This window comes from Methanobrevibacter sp. (genome assembly GCF_017468685.1).
Taxonomy (GTDB): Archaea; Methanobacteriota; Methanobacteria; order Methanobacteriales; family Methanobacteriaceae; genus Methanocatella.
This window is the reverse complement of the sequence record NZ_JAFUHT010000011.1, coordinates 62497-77585: the sequence shown is the minus strand read 5'-3', so window position 1 is coordinate 77585 and position 15089 is coordinate 62497. Positions and strand designations below refer to the sequence as shown.

General features: G+C 34.7%; 22 protein-coding genes. 12 read left to right on the top strand and 10 right to left on the bottom strand.

The annotated features are described in order from the left end of the window. Positions 1-34: 34 nt before the first annotated feature. The 6 genes from IJ258_RS02100 to IJ258_RS02075 all read left to right on the top strand — a co-directional run bounded on the left by IJ258_RS02100 (position 35) and on the right by IJ258_RS02075 (position 3102). Complete coding sequence (locus IJ258_RS02100) at positions 35-325, top strand: 50S ribosomal protein L21e (protein ID WP_292802184.1); 291 nt, start codon at positions 35-37, stop codon at positions 323-325. 5 nt (positions 326-330) lie between these two features. After that, positions 331-675 (top strand): RNA polymerase Rpb4 family protein, encoded by a 345-nt coding sequence (locus IJ258_RS02095; protein ID WP_292802182.1) that lies wholly within the window; start codon positions 331-333, stop codon positions 673-675. A gap of 154 nt (positions 676-829) precedes the next feature. After that, positions 830-1456, top strand: coding sequence for a DUF655 domain-containing protein (locus IJ258_RS02090; RefSeq protein WP_292802181.1), 627 nt, complete (start codon positions 830-832; stop codon positions 1454-1456). An 8-nt stretch (positions 1457-1464) separates the two neighbouring features. Then, the gene (gene rsmA / locus IJ258_RS02085; RefSeq protein WP_292802180.1) at positions 1465-2337 is read left to right on the top strand and encodes a 16S rRNA (adenine(1518)-N(6)/adenine(1519)-N(6))-dimethyltransferase RsmA; all 873 of its coding nucleotides are present in this window, start codon (positions 1465-1467) and stop codon (positions 2335-2337) included. 4 nt (positions 2338-2341) lie between these two features. After that, positions 2342-2926, top strand: coding sequence for a HemK2/MTQ2 family protein methyltransferase (locus tag IJ258_RS02080; RefSeq protein WP_292802178.1), 585 nt, complete (start codon positions 2342-2344; stop codon positions 2924-2926). Between the two features lie 11 nt (positions 2927-2937). Then, positions 2938-3102, top strand: coding sequence for a hypothetical protein (locus IJ258_RS02075; RefSeq protein WP_292802176.1), 165 nt, complete (start codon positions 2938-2940; stop codon positions 3100-3102). 6 nt (positions 3103-3108) lie between these two features. On the opposite strand, the gene dapF is transcribed toward IJ258_RS02075, so the two are convergent. Beyond that, positions 3109-3969: a diaminopimelate epimerase gene (gene dapF / locus IJ258_RS02070; RefSeq protein ID WP_292802174.1), complete on the bottom strand. Its 861-nt coding sequence runs from the start codon at positions 3967-3969 to the stop codon at positions 3109-3111. Between the two features lie 9 nt (positions 3970-3978). Beyond that, on the bottom strand, positions 3979-5262 hold the full coding sequence (gene lysA, locus IJ258_RS02065; protein ID WP_292802173.1) for a diaminopimelate decarboxylase: 1284 nt from the start codon (positions 5260-5262) through the stop codon (positions 3979-3981). 127 nt (positions 5263-5389) lie between these two features. On the opposite strand from lysA, the gene IJ258_RS02060 reads away from it, so the two are divergent. Continuing rightward, entirely contained in the window at positions 5390-5794 is a 405-nt protein-coding gene (locus IJ258_RS02060) for an NUDIX domain-containing protein (protein ID WP_292802171.1), read from the top strand. Between the two features lie 43 nt (positions 5795-5837). On the opposite strand, the gene IJ258_RS02055 is transcribed toward IJ258_RS02060, so the two are convergent. Beyond that, positions 5838-6998, bottom strand: coding sequence for an acetylornithine transaminase (locus tag IJ258_RS02055; RefSeq protein WP_292802169.1), 1161 nt, complete (start codon positions 6996-6998; stop codon positions 5838-5840). Between the two features lie 71 nt (positions 6999-7069). On the opposite strand from IJ258_RS02055, the gene IJ258_RS02050 reads away from it, so the two are divergent. From IJ258_RS02050 to IJ258_RS02040, 3 genes are all read left to right on the top strand, one after another. Beyond that, positions 7070-7501, top strand: coding sequence for a peptidylprolyl isomerase (locus IJ258_RS02050; RefSeq protein ID WP_292802167.1), 432 nt, complete (start codon positions 7070-7072; stop codon positions 7499-7501). A 320-nt stretch (positions 7502-7821) separates the two neighbouring features. Next, entirely contained in the window at positions 7822-8229 is a 408-nt protein-coding gene (locus IJ258_RS02045) for a hypothetical protein (protein ID WP_292802165.1), read from the top strand. 2 nt (positions 8230-8231) lie between these two features. Then, the gene (locus IJ258_RS02040) at positions 8232-8642 is read left to right on the top strand and encodes a hypothetical protein (protein ID WP_292802163.1); all 411 of its coding nucleotides are present in this window, start codon (positions 8232-8234) and stop codon (positions 8640-8642) included. 1 nt (position 8643) lies between these two features. On the opposite strand, the gene IJ258_RS02035 is transcribed toward IJ258_RS02040, so the two are convergent. Continuing rightward, positions 8644-10008 carry an MFS transporter gene (locus IJ258_RS02035; protein WP_292802161.1) on the bottom strand — a complete coding sequence of 455 codons (1365 nt, stop codon included), beginning with the start codon at positions 10006-10008 and terminating at the stop codon, positions 8644-8646. A gap of 235 nt (positions 10009-10243) precedes the next feature. On the opposite strand from IJ258_RS02035, the gene IJ258_RS02030 reads away from it, so the two are divergent. Both IJ258_RS02030 and IJ258_RS02025 read left to right on the top strand, forming a co-directional pair. Continuing rightward, complete coding sequence (locus tag IJ258_RS02030) at positions 10244-10651, top strand: hypothetical protein (RefSeq protein ID WP_292802159.1); 408 nt, start codon at positions 10244-10246, stop codon at positions 10649-10651. Between the two features lies 1 nt (position 10652). Beyond that, positions 10653-11039 carry a hypothetical protein gene (locus IJ258_RS02025; RefSeq protein WP_292802157.1) on the top strand — a complete coding sequence of 129 codons (387 nt, stop codon included), beginning with the start codon at positions 10653-10655 and terminating at the stop codon, positions 11037-11039. Between the two features lies 1 nt (position 11040). Here the strand turns inward: IJ258_RS02025 and IJ258_RS02020 are convergent, their stop codons facing one another. The 6 genes from IJ258_RS02020 to IJ258_RS01995 form a co-directional block, all read right to left on the bottom strand. After that, positions 11041-11391, bottom strand: a complete 351-nt coding sequence (locus IJ258_RS02020; protein WP_292802155.1) for a VOC family protein — start codon at positions 11389-11391, stop codon at positions 11041-11043. Between the two features lie 22 nt (positions 11392-11413). Beyond that, positions 11414-12316 (bottom strand): DNA glycosylase, encoded by a 903-nt coding sequence (locus IJ258_RS02015; protein WP_292802153.1) that lies wholly within the window; start codon positions 12314-12316, stop codon positions 11414-11416. Then, the gene (gene hisF / locus IJ258_RS02010; RefSeq protein ID WP_292802151.1) at positions 12313-13137 is read right to left on the bottom strand and encodes an imidazole glycerol phosphate synthase subunit HisF; all 825 of its coding nucleotides are present in this window, start codon (positions 13135-13137) and stop codon (positions 12313-12315) included. The genes IJ258_RS02015 and hisF overlap by 4 nt, the downstream gene beginning before the upstream one ends. A 42-nt stretch (positions 13138-13179) precedes the next feature. Next, positions 13180-13341 carry a preprotein translocase subunit Sec61beta gene (locus IJ258_RS02005; RefSeq protein WP_292601998.1) on the bottom strand — a complete coding sequence of 54 codons (162 nt, stop codon included), beginning with the start codon at positions 13339-13341 and terminating at the stop codon, positions 13180-13182. Between the two features lie 69 nt (positions 13342-13410). Beyond that, positions 13411-13878 carry a cyclic pyranopterin monophosphate synthase MoaC gene (gene moaC, locus IJ258_RS02000; protein WP_292802149.1) on the bottom strand — a complete coding sequence of 156 codons (468 nt, stop codon included), beginning with the start codon at positions 13876-13878 and terminating at the stop codon, positions 13411-13413. Positions 13879-13882: 4 nt separating this feature from the next. After that, on the bottom strand, positions 13883-15088 hold the full coding sequence (locus IJ258_RS01995) for a tRNA pseudouridine(54/55) synthase Pus10 (protein ID WP_292802147.1): 1206 nt from the start codon (positions 15086-15088) through the stop codon (positions 13883-13885). Position 15089: the final 1 nt, after the last annotated feature.

The window sequence follows — 15089 nt, the reverse complement described above, 5'->3', positions numbered from 1 at the left end:
TTTATACCCAGACTACTGACTAAGAGGTAATATTATGCAAAGATCAAGAGGATTAAAAAGTAGATCAAGAAAAAAAATGACTAAAGTACAAAGACCGGGTAGAACTAACCCAATTACTAACAGACTCCAAAGATTTGAAGAAGGAGACTTAGTTCACATTACTATTAACCCATCCATCCAAAAAGGTCAACCTGCACCTAGATTCCACGGTAAAACCGGTAAAATCGTAGGTCAAAAAGGAAAAGCTTACCTTGTAGCATTAAAAGATGGAAACAAACCTAAAGAGTTAATAGTAAGACCTGACCACTTAAAATTACAAAACTGATTTCTATGATTGGAAAAGAAGTTATTGAAAGCGAACCTATACCAAGTTCAAAAGTTAAGGAAATTATCGAAGAATTTGCAGATGACAATGAATTAAATTACGAACAAAATCTAACTTTAAACCATCTCGCAAGATTCAAAAGATACTCTCCTGAAGATGCGGAAGAAATCTTCCAAAAGCTACAGGATGAATTTGGATTAAGGGATAAAGTCGCTGTTCATATTGTTGATTTGGTTCCACAAGATTTAGCAGATATGAGATTAATCTTTGCTAAAGAACCAACAAAAACAACAAAAGAGGATATGGAAAAAATCCTCGAAATGTTAGAACAATATGATTACATAGAATAGTAATTATACTATTCCTTTTTTTATTTATTTTTAAAAAATTATACCAAACTCACCATTTTTTAGATATCTTTATTATACTTAACAATCAAATTTATTAATAAGTTTATATTATAACTTATTAAAGTTATATAAAAAACAATAGTGAGTGATTAAGATGGCTGATAGAAATAAAAATGAAAAAAAACCAACAGTAAAAAAAGAAGAAAATGCTGTGGTACTTGACTATTTAAGTCGTGGTTATGTTAAATCAGATATGTCTAAATTCGGTGGTAAACCTATTGCTCAAGCTATTGGTACAGAACAATTCACTTTACTTGAATTAGCTCCAAAAAATGGTGTTAATTTAGAAATTCAAGACACTGTATATATTGGAAAAGGAAAAAGAGATAAAATATACAGAGTTTTAGGAAAATTAGATTTTGAAAACTTGACTGCAACAAGTAGAATAGAGCTGGATTATGCTATTCGTGATATTGTTGAAGCGGAAGAAGAAAAATACGTCGAGTTTTTCAATACTACAGATTCTGTAAGTACAAGAATGCATTCACTTGAACTAATTCCTGGAATTGGTAAAAAATACATGTGGGACATTATCAAAGCACGTGAAGAAAAGCCTTTCGAAAGTTTTAAAGATATTTCAGAAAGACTTCCAACATTAGCTGATCCTGCAGGAATGATTGTTAACAGAGTAAAACAAGAACTTGATACTACAACACCAAGAAGAGGTAAAAATAAATATTACATATTTACACAACCTCCAAGAGCTGCAAGAAAAAGATAAGTGATAAATTGACTAGTGAAAATTCCCCATCCTTATCTAAAATAACAAAAGATATCCTAAATCAAAACGGAATTAAGTTAAATAAAAATCTGGGTCAAAATTATCTGATTGATAAAAACAAAAGAGACCAGATTATTAACTTCGGAGACATTACAAAGGAGGATGTTGTTTTAGAAATCGGTACGGGAATTGGAACACTAACAATAGAACTTGCCAAGAAAGCTAAAAAAGTAATTGCTATCGAACAAGACAAAAATATTTGTGAAATATTAGCTAAACGGCTTAAAGACGAAAATATAGATAATGTAGAACTAATTAATGATGATGCGTTGAAAGTGGATTTTCCAAAGTTCAATAAAATCATCTCCAACCTACCTTATCAAATCTCATCACCAATTACATTTAAATTCTTAAACTATGATTTTGACCTGGCCATACTGATGTACCAGAAGGAATTTGCCCAAAGAATGAACGGCAAAGTTGGAACAAAGCAGTACTCAAGGCTTTCAGCCATGCTTTATTTTAAATGTGATGTTAAATTTTTAACCGATGTGAGTTCTGAAAGTTTTATTCCTAAACCTGAAATTGACTCCAGCGTTGTTTGCTTAACCCCTAAAGAAAACACCATCCCCCAGGAAGAGTTTGAAACTTATTCTAAATTCACCCAAGCGCTTTTCCAACACAGAAATAAAAAGATCAAAAACGCTTTAATTGATTCCAGACATATAATTAGCAATATTGACAAGAAAGTCTTGAAAAAGAGATTGAATGCAATTGAAGACGAAAATTTAGCAGAATATCTTAAAAAAAGGGTTGTTGTGCTTGCTCCTGAAGAGATTTTGTTTATATCACAAAAATTAAAGCCTGTTTTTAATGAGTGAGATTATGAGTGATTTTATTATTAATACTGATGATAATGTTTATGTTCCGGCAGAGGACAGTTATCTTCTTGCGGACAATCTAGAAATTGAAAGCGGACAAAGCGTTTTGGAAATTGGTACCGGTTCAGGCATTGTTGCAATGTACGCTTCCAGACTTACAGACAAAATTACAGTTACAGACATCAATTTTGATGCATGCCAGCTTGCTGAGAAAAACTTTAAAGACAATTGCATTGAAAATATTGAAATCCTTTTTGGGAATTTATTTGAACCCGTAAAAAATAGAAAGTTCGATGTAATTTTATTTAATACTCCATATCTACCGACCGAAGATGATGAAGTTATTGACGACACTATAAATTATGCATTCGATGGTGGATTAAATGGTAGGAAAGTTATTGATGTTTTCTTAAATGAAGTGGGAAATCATTTAAATGATGGAGGAATTGTCCAGATGATACAGTCTTCACTTTCAGGAAACCAGGAAACCTTAGACAGATTTGATGAATTAGGTTTTATAGCTGAGATAAAAGCATCAGAACATTTCTTTTTTGAAGACATAACATTAATTAATGCTTACAAAATATAAATGGTGATAAAATGGAACAATGGAAACAATCAGCTCTTACAGGAGCGATACTTATAATACTTGCAGTAATTTTTGCAATACTTAGAAAAGAGATAAATATTTGGATAGTACTAATTATCATTCTTGGCGTGGTTGATCTTATATTCGGATTATATAGAAAAAAAGAAGGAATTTAGGAGAATCTAGAATTCTCCATCATATACAAGTTCTGCTGGGCCTTCCATGAAAGCGCCTAAAGCATTTTCTTTTTCATAAACTTGGAATTTCAAGTCTCCACCAGGCAAGTGGAGCAATATGTTTTCATCGAACAATCCTAGCTTATAACCTGAAATAGCTGTGGATGTTGCACCTGTTCCGCATGCAAGTGTCACACCAGCGCCACGTTCCCAGGTTATCATCTTACCTTCATTTTTGGAAATGACTTCTACAAAGTGAACATTGATTTTTTCAGGGAACACTTCATGTGCCTCAATGGCAGGTCCGTATTTGTTAATGTCGATTTCATCAACATCATCCACAAAAATTATCGCATGAGGGTTTCCGACGCTGATTGCTGTCAGGTTGAATGTGGTGTCAAGAACTTCCAACTCCCCATCAAGGAATTCCTCTTCATCAGCAGTCATTGGTATTTCAGGTGTTTTGAAAGTAGACAATCCCATATCAACTTTGAACAATACTGGTTCATCGTCTTCTAAGGTTATTTCAATTGTTTTGATTCCTGCACGGGTTTCCACAGTCATCTTGTCCTGCTTTAGAATGCCTTTCCTGTATACAAAATCACCAAAGCATCTTATACCGTTGCCGCACATTTCAGCTTCGCTGCCGTCAGGGTTGAACATTCTGTATCCGATGTCTGCAACTTCAGATGGCTCTACAAAGAGAACTCCGTCACCACCAACTCCAAAGTTTCTGTGGCATAATATTCTGCATGCTTCAGCCTTGTCTGCTTCAGGAATTACTTCCCCATTGAATTCGTCAATTATTGGAAAGTCATTACCTATTCCATGCATTTTTGAAAATTTTAATCCTTTTAAATCTACCATATTATCAACTTATTTTAAGTGTGGTGGAATGCTTTGTTTAGCGTATAGGTCTTCAAAGGTTTCTCTTTCACGTACAACAGTGCATTTTCCATCTGTTACCAATACTTCGGATGCTAATGGTCTTGAGTTGTAGTTTGATGACATTGTAAATCCGTATGCACCTGCATTGAGGATTCCTAAAACATCTCCTTCTTCCACATCAGGCATCGGTCTGTCACGTGCAAAAAGGTCTCCGGATTCACATACATTACCTGCAATGTCCACTTCCTGAGTGTTTTGCGCATCCATTTTGCTTGCATCAACTATATGGTGGTATGAGTCATACATTGCCGGTCTTAAGAGTGTGTGGAAACCTGCATCCACTCCGATGAATTTTCTGTAGCTTTGTTTTACGCTGTTAACTGTTACGAGAAGCACGCTTGCATCTCCAACTAGGTATCTTCCAGGTTCGAGATACATTGTTGGGTTGCCCATATCATACTGTTCAAGTTTTTCTTTAAATAATCCTATGTTTACTTCTGCGAATTTATCAAGGTCAACTATGTTTTCTTCTGGAGTGTAAGGGATTCCTACTCCTCCTCCGAAGTCAACGAATTCAAAGTCAATTCCTGCTTCCTCATGGACTTTTCCTGCAATGTCCATGGTTGATTCGATTGCAAGTTTGAATGGTTCAGGGTCAAGAATACCTGATCCGATATGGGAGTGCATACCGATTGGGTTGAATCCTAATTCTTTTGCCATTTCATATACTTCAATTGCTTCTGAATCCATTATACCGAATTTACTCATTACTCCACCAGTGATACAGTGGTCATGGTGTCCTGCACCTACCATTGGGTTTACTCTGAATGATATTTTCAATCCTTCAGGATCAACCACTTTAGCTAATCTTTTAAGTGCGGATACTGAGTCGATGTTTAGGACTGCACCTTCATCATGAACGAATTTAAGCTCATCGTTGGTGATGTTGTTTCCTGTAAAGAGGATTCTGTCACCGGAAAATCCGAGCATTTTTGAGATGTGAACTTCACCAGGGGAAACTGCATCAATGCAGCATCCTTCGCTTTCCAATATTTTCATTACTGCAAGGTTTGTATTAGCTTTACATGCATAGAATACTTTAAAGTCAGAATAATATTTTGTAAATGCTGAATAAAATCTATTATAGTTATCTCTTATCCTATTTTCATCAATTACATAGGTTGGAGTTCCGAATTCTTCTGCAATGTCTACTGCATCTGCGCCACCGATGTCAAGGTGGTTTTTATCGTTTACTTTAATATTTAAATCCATAATCTAAACTCCTTAAAAAAGTTACATTATAATTATAGTTATGATTCTGGTTTTATTTAAACATAATTAAGGAAATGATTTTGCCGATTGGAAAACTGTTTAACAAATATAGTTCATATTAAATATTATGAAAAGAGATTACGGACTAACAATGCGTGGAATAATCAAGAACAATAATGGTGAAATTTTGATTCTAAAAAGGCATCCGAAAAGCCGAACCGACCCAGACACATGGGAGTTGCCAGGAGGTAAAATGGAAGAGGGTGAATTTTTTGACGATGCACTCGTGCGCGAAATTAAAGAAGAAACCAATTTGAATTGCAAAGTTGGAGACCTTGCAATTGCAATACAGCACGATTATCCCTACAAAAGAACTGTACAGATGATAATGTATCTTGATGATATTGAAGGTGAATTTAAAATTAGTGATGAGCATACTGATGGAAAGTATGCTTCCCTAGATGAGATTAAAACATTGAAATTGTCAAGCTGTCTTAAAAAGGTTTTAGAAGAAAAGAATTGGACAATCTAAAATCAATGGGAAAAAAAATAAAAATAAAAAAAGTATATTTGCTTTAGAGTATTTCATCTAAAGCTTTAACAAATTTATCTATATCATCTTTGGTAATTGTCAATGGTGGAACAAACCTTAAGACATTTCCTGCAGTACAGTTGATTAAAAATCCTGCTTCACGAAGTTTATCAACATATTCTGCACCAGGTTTTGTCAATTCCAAACCGACCATCAATCCTTTACCACGCACATCAGCGATGATTTCATTATCCAATTTTTTAAGCTCAGAAATGAAGTATTCACCGACCTCATTAACATTGGATAAGATGTCTTCCTCATCGAATACATCGAGTACCGCATTTGCTGCTGCACATACAAGTGGTCCTCCACCGAATGTAGTACCGTGATCTCCTGGCACGAATGCACTTGCTACCTTTTCGGTTGCAAGGATACCACCCATTGGGACTCCTCCACCGATTCCTTTAGCCATTGTCATTATGTCCGGCTTGACATCAAAGAGTTCATGTGCGAATAGTGTTCCGCATCTTCCAAAACCGGTTTGCACTTCATCAACTATGAATACGATGTTGTTTTCATGACAAAGTTCTTCAATCTGTTTTAGGTAATCAGCATCTGGAACATTCACTCCGCCTTCACCCTGAACAGGTTCAACAATGATTGCGGCAGTGTTTTCAGTGATTGCATCTTTAATAGCTTCAATGTCATTGTATGGGACGTTTATAAAACCGTCTGGAATGACTGCCTTGAATGGCTCATGGTATTCCTCATGACCGGTTGCTGCAAGTGTCATTATTGTTCTTCCGTGGAATGAATCGACAGTTGAAATCACTTCGCTTTTACCAGTGTATTTAACAGCCAGCTTAATTGCACCCTCGTTTGCTTCAGCACCACTGTTAGCATAAAATATTCTGTCAAAGTTGGTTTTATCAACTAATTTCTTAGCATAGACCAATGCAGGTTCATTATAGTAGATGCTTGAAATGTGAATAAGCTTTTCTGCCTGGTCCTGAATAGCCTTTACAAGTTTTGGGTGATTGTGACCTAGGCAGTTTACTGCAATACCTGCAAACATATCAATGTATTCATTTCCATCAATGTCAGTTACTTTAACACCTTCTCCATGGTCCAATACCACAGGCTGTCTTGTGAAAGTGTTAATGAAATAATCATCTTCAATCTTAATCAAATCTTGAGTATTCATTTTAATTCTCCATAAACTATTTAATCAATAATATTTATATTATTAGTATTATTTAAAAATTAGGTGATAAAATGAAAGTCGCTATAATCGAAACTGATAAAGGAAATATTGAATTAGAATTATTCCCAAACGAAGCACCTGGAACCGTAGCTAACTTTGAAAAGCTAATCAAAGAAGGATTCTATGACGGATTAACTTTCCACAGAGTAATTCCAAACTTTGTAATTCAAGGCGGATGTCCTAAAGGAAACGGTACTGGTGGTCCTGGTTACACTATCAAATGTGAAACCGAAGGAAACCCTCACAGACATGGAACCGGTGCATTATCCATGGCACACGCTGGTAAAGACACTGGTGGAAGCCAATTCTTCATTACTCACTCACCACAACCACACTTAGACGGTGTTCACACCGTATTCGGTCAAGTCATCAAAGGTCAAGATGTCGTTAATGCAATCCAGCAAGGCGACAAAATGAACAAATTGACCGTAGAAGAAAGATAATTATTATCTTTCACTTATTTCTTTTTTTATAAATTTATATTACTTTAAACACTTAATAGACGAAAAGTTGTCTGACATTGTAAAATTGTTCTCATTTATAACTGCTTATTTCAAATATAGGGAAGCATATACATTTTTAATAATTAATTTTTAACATCCCCATTACAATATTGATTCGCCCGTAAACGTGTTAATTTTACATTATGAAATCAATATTTTATTAAATATGAAAAAATAGAGGGTAATAAACTGAAATATTTATATACAAGATATTCAATACTATAATTAAGATTTAAATAAATTTACGGAGGTTAAAAATTATGCAACAAAACTTCACACAAAGAATAGAAATGCAAATACCACAAGAAAATGTATATAGTGGGTCTGGAATTATTGTAGATAAAGAGAATAGATTAATGGAATTTCTAAAAAATCATTACAACTTCCCCTCTGATAATTTAAATGAAATTCTTGATTATATCGAAGAAGATTCAAAATTAGAAAGAATAATTTATGAAATGCCTAAAATCATTTCTAAAGAATTTCAAAAAAGTCCAGTTTCAATAGACTTTATGAAATATGCATCTCCAGATGAAACTACCCTTCAAATTACAATTAAAAGTCCATTTGATGGTGAAACATCTGGTGATAAGGAAGATATTATTTTAGAAGAACTTTTTAAATATGATAGTCCTGATAAACACTATTTTATAACAATGGAGTTTTAAAAATGCCTGAAAAAGAAAAATTTGACTGGTGCGATTATTATCAATTGGGAAAAAGCTACCAGAATGAAGATGACATTGCTAAATTAAGAACAGGCATTAATAGGTTTTATTTCAGTAGCTTTTTGAAATCTAGAGATTACTTGTTGGAAAATAACATTTTTCTTGACAGCACCAGTAAAAAGATTATGAATTCAACCAGTGGGAAAGTTCATAGCGAAACAAGAAACATTTTCAAAAAACATCCTAATCTCAATGTTTCAAAAAAAGGTGAAAAGATAGCTAAGGAACTGGATAATCTGCACAACTATAGAAATCTGGTTGATTATGATGCAGAAAAACCAAAAAATATCAAAAATGCATTTAATTACTGTAAATCAAGAGCTAAAAAATATTTGATTTACTGGATGAATTGAATTAATCAACAGTTGACTTAATTCCAACCAATGAAGCAAATACAGATGCTATGCATAACACTACACAAATCAAACAGGTTATCTGACAGCTTTGTGTCAACAGCGGATAATACTTTTCAACAATCGGCACATTACCCATTACAAATGCAAATACAAGTGTCAGTATTCCCATACTCATTGCCTGACCGACTGTACGCATTGTCGCAACTGCCGCTGAGGCCATTGAGGTGTCTTTTGGTGGAACTGAACCCATTATCACATTTGTATTCGGCGGTGAGAACAAACCGAACGCAATACCATATATAACCATTGCAACTATCAGAAATTCAAGTGATGTTTCACTGCCTAAAGTTGAAAATAAGATTAATGATACTGTTCCAAGCCCCATTCCAATGGCGGCCATGATTTGAGGAACATACCTGTCTGAGAGTCTCCCTGCTATAGGTGCGAGGACTACCTGACATATTGGTGCAATTAGCAATATTATGCCTGTGAACTGTGAATCAAATCCCATAATATATTGCAAATGATAGTTCAGAATTATTGTTACTGCATAAGTTGCAAGATATGCTGAAAGTGATGCGAAATTTGCTGAGAGGAACCTGCGGTTTTTGAAAAATCTAATGTCGAATACAGGATGAGATTGCCTTAATTCGATTAAACCGAACATTACCAGAAATATGATTCCAAGAATGGTCAGGATCACTCCTAAAGCTTCATTGAGGATTGTAAATCCATATATGAATAGGACCATTCCAATTCCATACACTACAGATCCTTTTATATCGATTGGAATTCCCTCAAATGTTATCCATTCCTCTTTGACCCTGATTAACAGCAATGCGAGAATTACGAACAGGAATGGTACGCAGAAAAGCACTACTGATCTCCAGCCCAGATTATAGTTAAGTATACCTCCAAGAACCGGAGATAATGACAATCCAATATAAACTGCAGTAATGTTTATTCCAAGTGCAGCCCCTCTTTCTTCAGGCTTGAATGCTGATACTATCATTGCCATTGAAGTGACATTGATGAATGCAAGTGCAATACCCAATACTAAACGGCAGACTAAAAACAGTTCAGTTGATGTGACAAGCACATTGACTATTGAGATTATAAGAAAGAGTACACAGCTTATGATTGTCACTTTTTTAAGACCGTATTTTCCGGAAATCTGGCCTGCCGGAACAGACAGTACGGCCACTACCAAAAGAAAGATTATTGTAACCCAGTTTTGAACTATATTGTTCATTCCAAATTCCGCTGCTATTGATGGAATAACAACATTAACTGCATTGACAGCGAAAACCGTGAAAAATGACAATACTGAGCAGATTAAAAGGATTAGATTTTTATTTTCCATTATAAGTATATTTGCAAGTGATAGGATATAATTATTGTTTATCTGTGTGCTGAATCATGATGGTTTTTTACATGTTGAGTGCAATATTTACTCCATCATATGAACTTTATTTTACATTTACAATGCAATATTTACTTTGTTTAGTTAAAATGACTTGAAATAATGAGAAATATTTATATACTACACAGTATAAACTATAATCAAGGATTAAATAAAATTTAGGAGGATAAGTTATATGCAGAATAATTACTCACAAAGACTTGAAATGCAAATTCCGAAAGAAAACGTGTATACTGGAACAGGCATTGTTTCAAATTTTGATGATGAGTTTGATAAGTTATCAAAAAGCTACACCATTCATGAGTACAATGATGTAAAAGGTTTCATTAGAAAACATGAGAATATTCTCCCATTTATTCATGAGCTTACTCCATTAATCAATAAATACTTTCCAAATCATAGAAAATTAATTGAATTTTGCAAAGATCCCGAATTCCTCGATTTGGATTTCATAATGATTTATGTTGAATGTAACGATTATGATAAAGACAGAATTACATTAGACAAATTTGAAGATGAACCTTTATACATGTCAAAATTCTCAAAAAAAATTAACGGATTAGTCTGTGTGGATTTGTGGTAATATGAGTTTTGATTTTAAAAAATATTATGATGTTGCTAATCATTTAAAAAATCATTCCTCTAAAGAGGAATATCAGCGATCTTCAATAAGCAGATATTACTATTCAATCTTTCATCCCGTGAAAGATTACTACGAAAAGTCTTTTAGAAAAATATTGCCTTCAAAAGATAGTCATTCAGAATTAATCAAAGCACTTGAAGATTCTCCATTTAAAGAAGAAAATAAATTAGGAAACCATATGAGAATTTTAAGAAACAATAGAAATGCCGCAGATTATCATAAAAAAGAATTAGGAGAAAACAAGCTCAAAAATACTAAAGATCGAACCGATAAGGCATTACTCTTATTAGACAATCTTATCAAAAATCCGTTAAGATTAATCAAATAAGTTATTTGGTGTGCTGAACCAGTACAATGTTGATTCCATTCGGGTCAACTACTCTTGCCATGTAGCCTACTTGAGTTTCAACAGGTTTTAAGGCAATGTCTGCACCCTTCTCTTCTAATTTTTGAATTTCTGCATTGATATCTTCAACATCCATTCCAACAGAATATAATCCGATTTCAAAATTAGGATTTTCAATTAATTCCAAACCTGCAAAGCCATCCCCATCAAGTAAGGTAATTTTACCTCCAGGAACATCGAAAACTTCATCAAGAGTAAAATCCAGAGTTTCTGTGTAGAATTTGACACTTTCTTCCATATCCTTAACTATCATTGTTGCGTATCTGATTTTCATGGTTGATAGTTTATATAAGGGCTTATTTTAATTTTTTCATTAGACCACTCATTCTTGCATAGTGGAACATGTAGAGCTGAACGTATCCTGCATTCTTGCCGAATTCCTCCATTCCGAATTCCCTTACCTTTGCAACGCTTATGTCCTTTCCATTAAAATACAAGTGTGACACTATTCTTTTTATCCATACGTCACTTGGAAATGCTTGCCTGAAGTTGAATCCGTAGAGCAGTATGCAGTCTGCCACCTTAGGACCTACTCCTGGAACTTCGAGTATTGTCTGGAATGCTTCGTCATAGGTCATTTTTGATATTTCTGAAAGGTCCATTTCAAGTGTAAATAATTCGCTTGCCTTTCTCATGTATGGTGCTCTATATCCCACGCCACAATTTTTAAGATTATGTGTGCACTCTTCAATATTTGAAATGTTTGATGAATTAAATTCCTCTTCCTCATCCAAGTACACGTTTAATAAATCGTTGCTTTGAGGAAATGTATAGTAATTTTGATGCTGATTTCCCCAGTTCTGTTTTATTTGAGAAATTGATTTTGTCCATCTCTTGATGGAGTTGTTTGCAGAACAAATTGATGAGATGACACACTCGAAGGGATCAGGTGCCAAGAATAATCGCAAACCATTACAGAACTTGGACATGTCCTTGAGTTCCTCGTGATTGTTCAAATATTTGTAAAACTTGTTTAAATCAAAATTTAAATCGAAAATATAGTTAAGCTTAGAAATAGCTTTTTTGTCCTCATGGTTGAATTCAAGATAGTCTCCGGATTGCTTTACTTGAAAAATCCTGGGTTCACTGTCAACCATAACGACATTGCTGTAAGTCTCATTATCAAAATTCCATGGAGGCTGGGAAGTCTGGCCTGAATTGATTGTTAGGTCTAGGTTAATATTGGATTTGATTATCATAATCTGATGGCCACATTATTGTCTTTTAAGTACTCTTTAACAGTAGGGATTGAATATTGGTTGAAGTGGAAAATGCTTGCTGCAAGAGCCGCTGAAACATCAGTCTTTTCGAAAACTTCTAGAATATGTCTAGGTTCTCCAACGCCTCCGCTTGCAATTACAGGAATGTCAACCGCATCATTGATTGCTTTGTTTAGTTCAATGTCATATCCGTTCTGGGTTCCGTCCCCATCCATACTGGTCAGCAGCACTTCACCGGCTCCACGTTCCTGACACTCGATTGCCCATTGGATTGCATCAATTCCTGTGAATTCACGTCCACCGTAGATGCTTGTGTCAAACCAGCAGTATCCCTTATCGGTTTCAATGACTGTCTTATCCGGTGCGTCATCAGGATGGTCAACATATCTTCTTTTGGCATCAATTCCAATGACCACAGCCTGTGAACCTACCACTTTTGAAGCTTCAGTCAATAATTCTGGGTTTTTTATAGCTGCAGTGTTGGTTGAACACTTGTCAGCTCCGGCTTTAAGCATGTTAATGTAATCTTCAACTTTCCTTATTCCACCACCTACGCAAATAGGCATGAATACATTTTCAGTTAATCTGTCAATTACATCTGCCATTGTGGCTCTGCGTTCATGGGATGCAGTGATATCTAAAACTACAATCTCATCTGCACCTTCCTCATAGTAGCGTGTTGCCAAATCCACAGGATTTCCAGCATATTTTATCTCTTTAAATTCAACGCCTTTTACTACACGACCTTCAGGAACCTGCAAATCACAATCTAGACAAGGAATAATTCGTTTGGTTAACATATAAATCTATAAAAAAAGTAGTGGATTGTTTGTAAAATATCCTTAAGCGGAATATCTTAAAACAAAACATAATATTGCTAAAATAACAGTAGCAACGATAACATGTTCAGGTGAGAGTTTTGGACCTAAACTTTCTTCATCAAAGTATCTTACTAAACCTGCACCAGTTTGAGGCATAGAAATCTTATTATCTTTTTTTGCCATAAATAATTCTCCATAAAATTAATTCATAAAATAACTGAATATAATTATTTTTTTCATCATATATAAAGGTTAAATTTTTTCCTTCTTGATAACTTTAATATCACTTATTCTAGTATCAGGATATTGACCATCATCATCTTTTTCAACAGCTTTTACCATATCCCATACAGTTAAAAGTGCTACACTAACACCCGTGATAGCTTCCATTTCAACACCAGTCTTGCCCAATGTATTGACTGCACATTTTGCAATGATTTCATCTTCTTTTACTACAAAATCAAGTTCAATTCCTGTCAAAGCCAACGGATGACATAATGGTATTATTGAAGAAGTGTTTTTAACAGCCTGTATTCCTGCAATTTGGGCAGTAGTTAAAACATTTCCTTTCTTTATATCCTCGTTTTGAATCAGTTCAATAGTGTGTTTGTCTAAAAATATGCTTCCCTGTGCTATTGCACGCCTTTTTTGATCGGGTTTTCCGCCCACTTCAACCATGTGTACTCCACTGTCTGTTAAATGTGTAAATTCTTCTGCCATACTATCACTTTTCACTTACTTCCAATACGTCCAACTGTTCACAAACTGCATTAACACCCAATATCTCACTTACATTAGGTTGACTTCTTCCCTCATCTCCGGATATCAGTTCCTTGATGTAAAGTCCTCCTTCTGTTTTGATTTTCATGCTAAAAGTTTTATCGTCAATCACTTCATAAGACAAGTCCAGAACATGCTTGATTCTAACCATGTCAGTTCTTCTTCTAAGTACTCTTAGAGGTGTTTGCTGGTTTATTTCATCCAGTTTCAACAAATCTTTTAATTTATCCTCATCATATGCCTCATCACATTTTACAATAGCCTGATAAACCTTATATGTATCAGGTGAGGATTGCTTTATTTCAGCTTTTCTTGGCCTTTCGCATAAGTGCAGGTTATGGTATGAGGTCTTTCCCTCATTGATTTTGTTGATTTTTTCCTCCATTTCGGCCAAATCAATATTTCTTATTCTTGGCTCCTTAATTTCCAATACAAATGGCCTTCCTGAACCAAGCATCAATACATCAATGTCTTCACGACCGGCACCGTGGAATTTTGCTTCACGTCCATTGGTTACTTTTAAGAAATGCTCGGATATTAGCTCTTCAACGGATTCTGGATACTGTTTTCCTGTGTAATTACACTCTTCACAACCTCTGCCTTTGCATTTTGTGCATGGCCATTTGGTTTGAGGTATTCCACGTTTTAGCTTATTGTATTTTCCTTCTATGTATAACGGATTAATCTGAATTCTGACTTTCGGATTTTTAGTCAAATCTATGTTGAAAACAATGTCCTGTCTTTCAAATTCGGCATCCTTATCATACCTTTCCCAAATTCCAAGACCAATTAACCTGTTAACTTCCTTTTTAAGAGTTTCAACACCTAAATTGAATTTTTCAGACAATTCCTCATCACGTTTTTGAATATCTTTGGGAATTTGTGAACCTACAAGAAATGTATCGAACTCAACACCAAGCTGGTTTATTTTAGCATCAATCTTATCATATAAATTATCATCCAGCTTATAAAATATGTTATCACAGATTACACAATCAACATCATCCAAGTCAATATTTAACTCTTCACAGACCTTGTCTGCCCTTTCGATATTGTTTGCGCCTTCGATTGTTCTTGACAGTTTGCGTCCAAGACAATGCTTGCAGATTTTACCATCAGTTTCCTTTAAAATATCACTAGCTAATTTCATA

Coding starts and splice junctions, on each gene's coding strand:
- IJ258_RS02100 (WP_292802184.1), top strand. CDS start 35: ATGCAAAGATCAAGAGGATTAAAAAGTAGATCAAGAAAAAAAATGACT.
- IJ258_RS02095 (WP_292802182.1), top strand. CDS start 331: ATGATTGGAAAAGAAGTTATTGAAAGCGAACCTATACCAAGTTCAAAA.
- IJ258_RS02090 (WP_292802181.1), top strand. CDS start 830: ATGGCTGATAGAAATAAAAATGAAAAAAAACCAACAGTAAAAAAAGAA.
- IJ258_RS02080 (WP_292802178.1), top strand. CDS start 2,342: ATGAGTGATTTTATTATTAATACTGATGATAATGTTTATGTTCCGGCA.
- IJ258_RS02075 (WP_292802176.1), top strand. CDS start 2,938: ATGGAACAATGGAAACAATCAGCTCTTACAGGAGCGATACTTATAATA.
- dapF (WP_292802174.1), bottom strand. CDS start 3,969: ATGGTAGATTTAAAAGGATTAAAATTTTCAAAAATGCATGGAATAGGT.
- lysA (WP_292802173.1), bottom strand. CDS start 5,262: ATGGATTTAAATATTAAAGTAAACGATAAAAACCACCTTGACATCGGT.
- IJ258_RS02060 (WP_292802171.1), top strand. CDS start 5,390: ATGAAAAGAGATTACGGACTAACAATGCGTGGAATAATCAAGAACAAT.
- IJ258_RS02055 (WP_292802169.1), bottom strand. CDS start 6,998: ATGAATACTCAAGATTTGATTAAGATTGAAGATGATTATTTCATTAAC.
- IJ258_RS02050 (WP_292802167.1), top strand. CDS start 7,070: ATGAAAGTCGCTATAATCGAAACTGATAAAGGAAATATTGAATTAGAA.
- IJ258_RS02045 (WP_292802165.1), top strand. CDS start 7,822: ATGCAACAAAACTTCACACAAAGAATAGAAATGCAAATACCACAAGAA.
- IJ258_RS02040 (WP_292802163.1), top strand. CDS start 8,232: ATGCCTGAAAAAGAAAAATTTGACTGGTGCGATTATTATCAATTGGGA.
- IJ258_RS02035 (WP_292802161.1), bottom strand. CDS start 10,008: ATGGAAAATAAAAATCTAATCCTTTTAATCTGCTCAGTATTGTCATTT.
- IJ258_RS02030 (WP_292802159.1), top strand. CDS start 10,244: ATGCAGAATAATTACTCACAAAGACTTGAAATGCAAATTCCGAAAGAA.
- IJ258_RS02025 (WP_292802157.1), top strand. CDS start 10,653: ATGAGTTTTGATTTTAAAAAATATTATGATGTTGCTAATCATTTAAAA.
- IJ258_RS02020 (WP_292802155.1), bottom strand. CDS start 11,391: ATGAAAATCAGATACGCAACAATGATAGTTAAGGATATGGAAGAAAGT.
- IJ258_RS02015 (WP_292802153.1), bottom strand. CDS start 12,316: ATGATAATCAAATCCAATATTAACCTAGACCTAACAATCAATTCAGGC.
- hisF (WP_292802151.1), bottom strand. CDS start 13,137: ATGTTAACCAAACGAATTATTCCTTGTCTAGATTGTGATTTGCAGGTT.
- IJ258_RS02005 (WP_292601998.1), bottom strand. CDS start 13,341: ATGGCAAAAAAAGATAATAAGATTTCTATGCCTCAAACTGGTGCAGGT.
- moaC (WP_292802149.1), bottom strand. CDS start 13,878: ATGGCAGAAGAATTTACACATTTAACAGACAGTGGAGTACACATGGTT.
- IJ258_RS01995 (WP_292802147.1), bottom strand. CDS start 15,088: ATGAAATTAGCTAGTGATATTTTAAAGGAAACTGATGGTAAAATCTGC.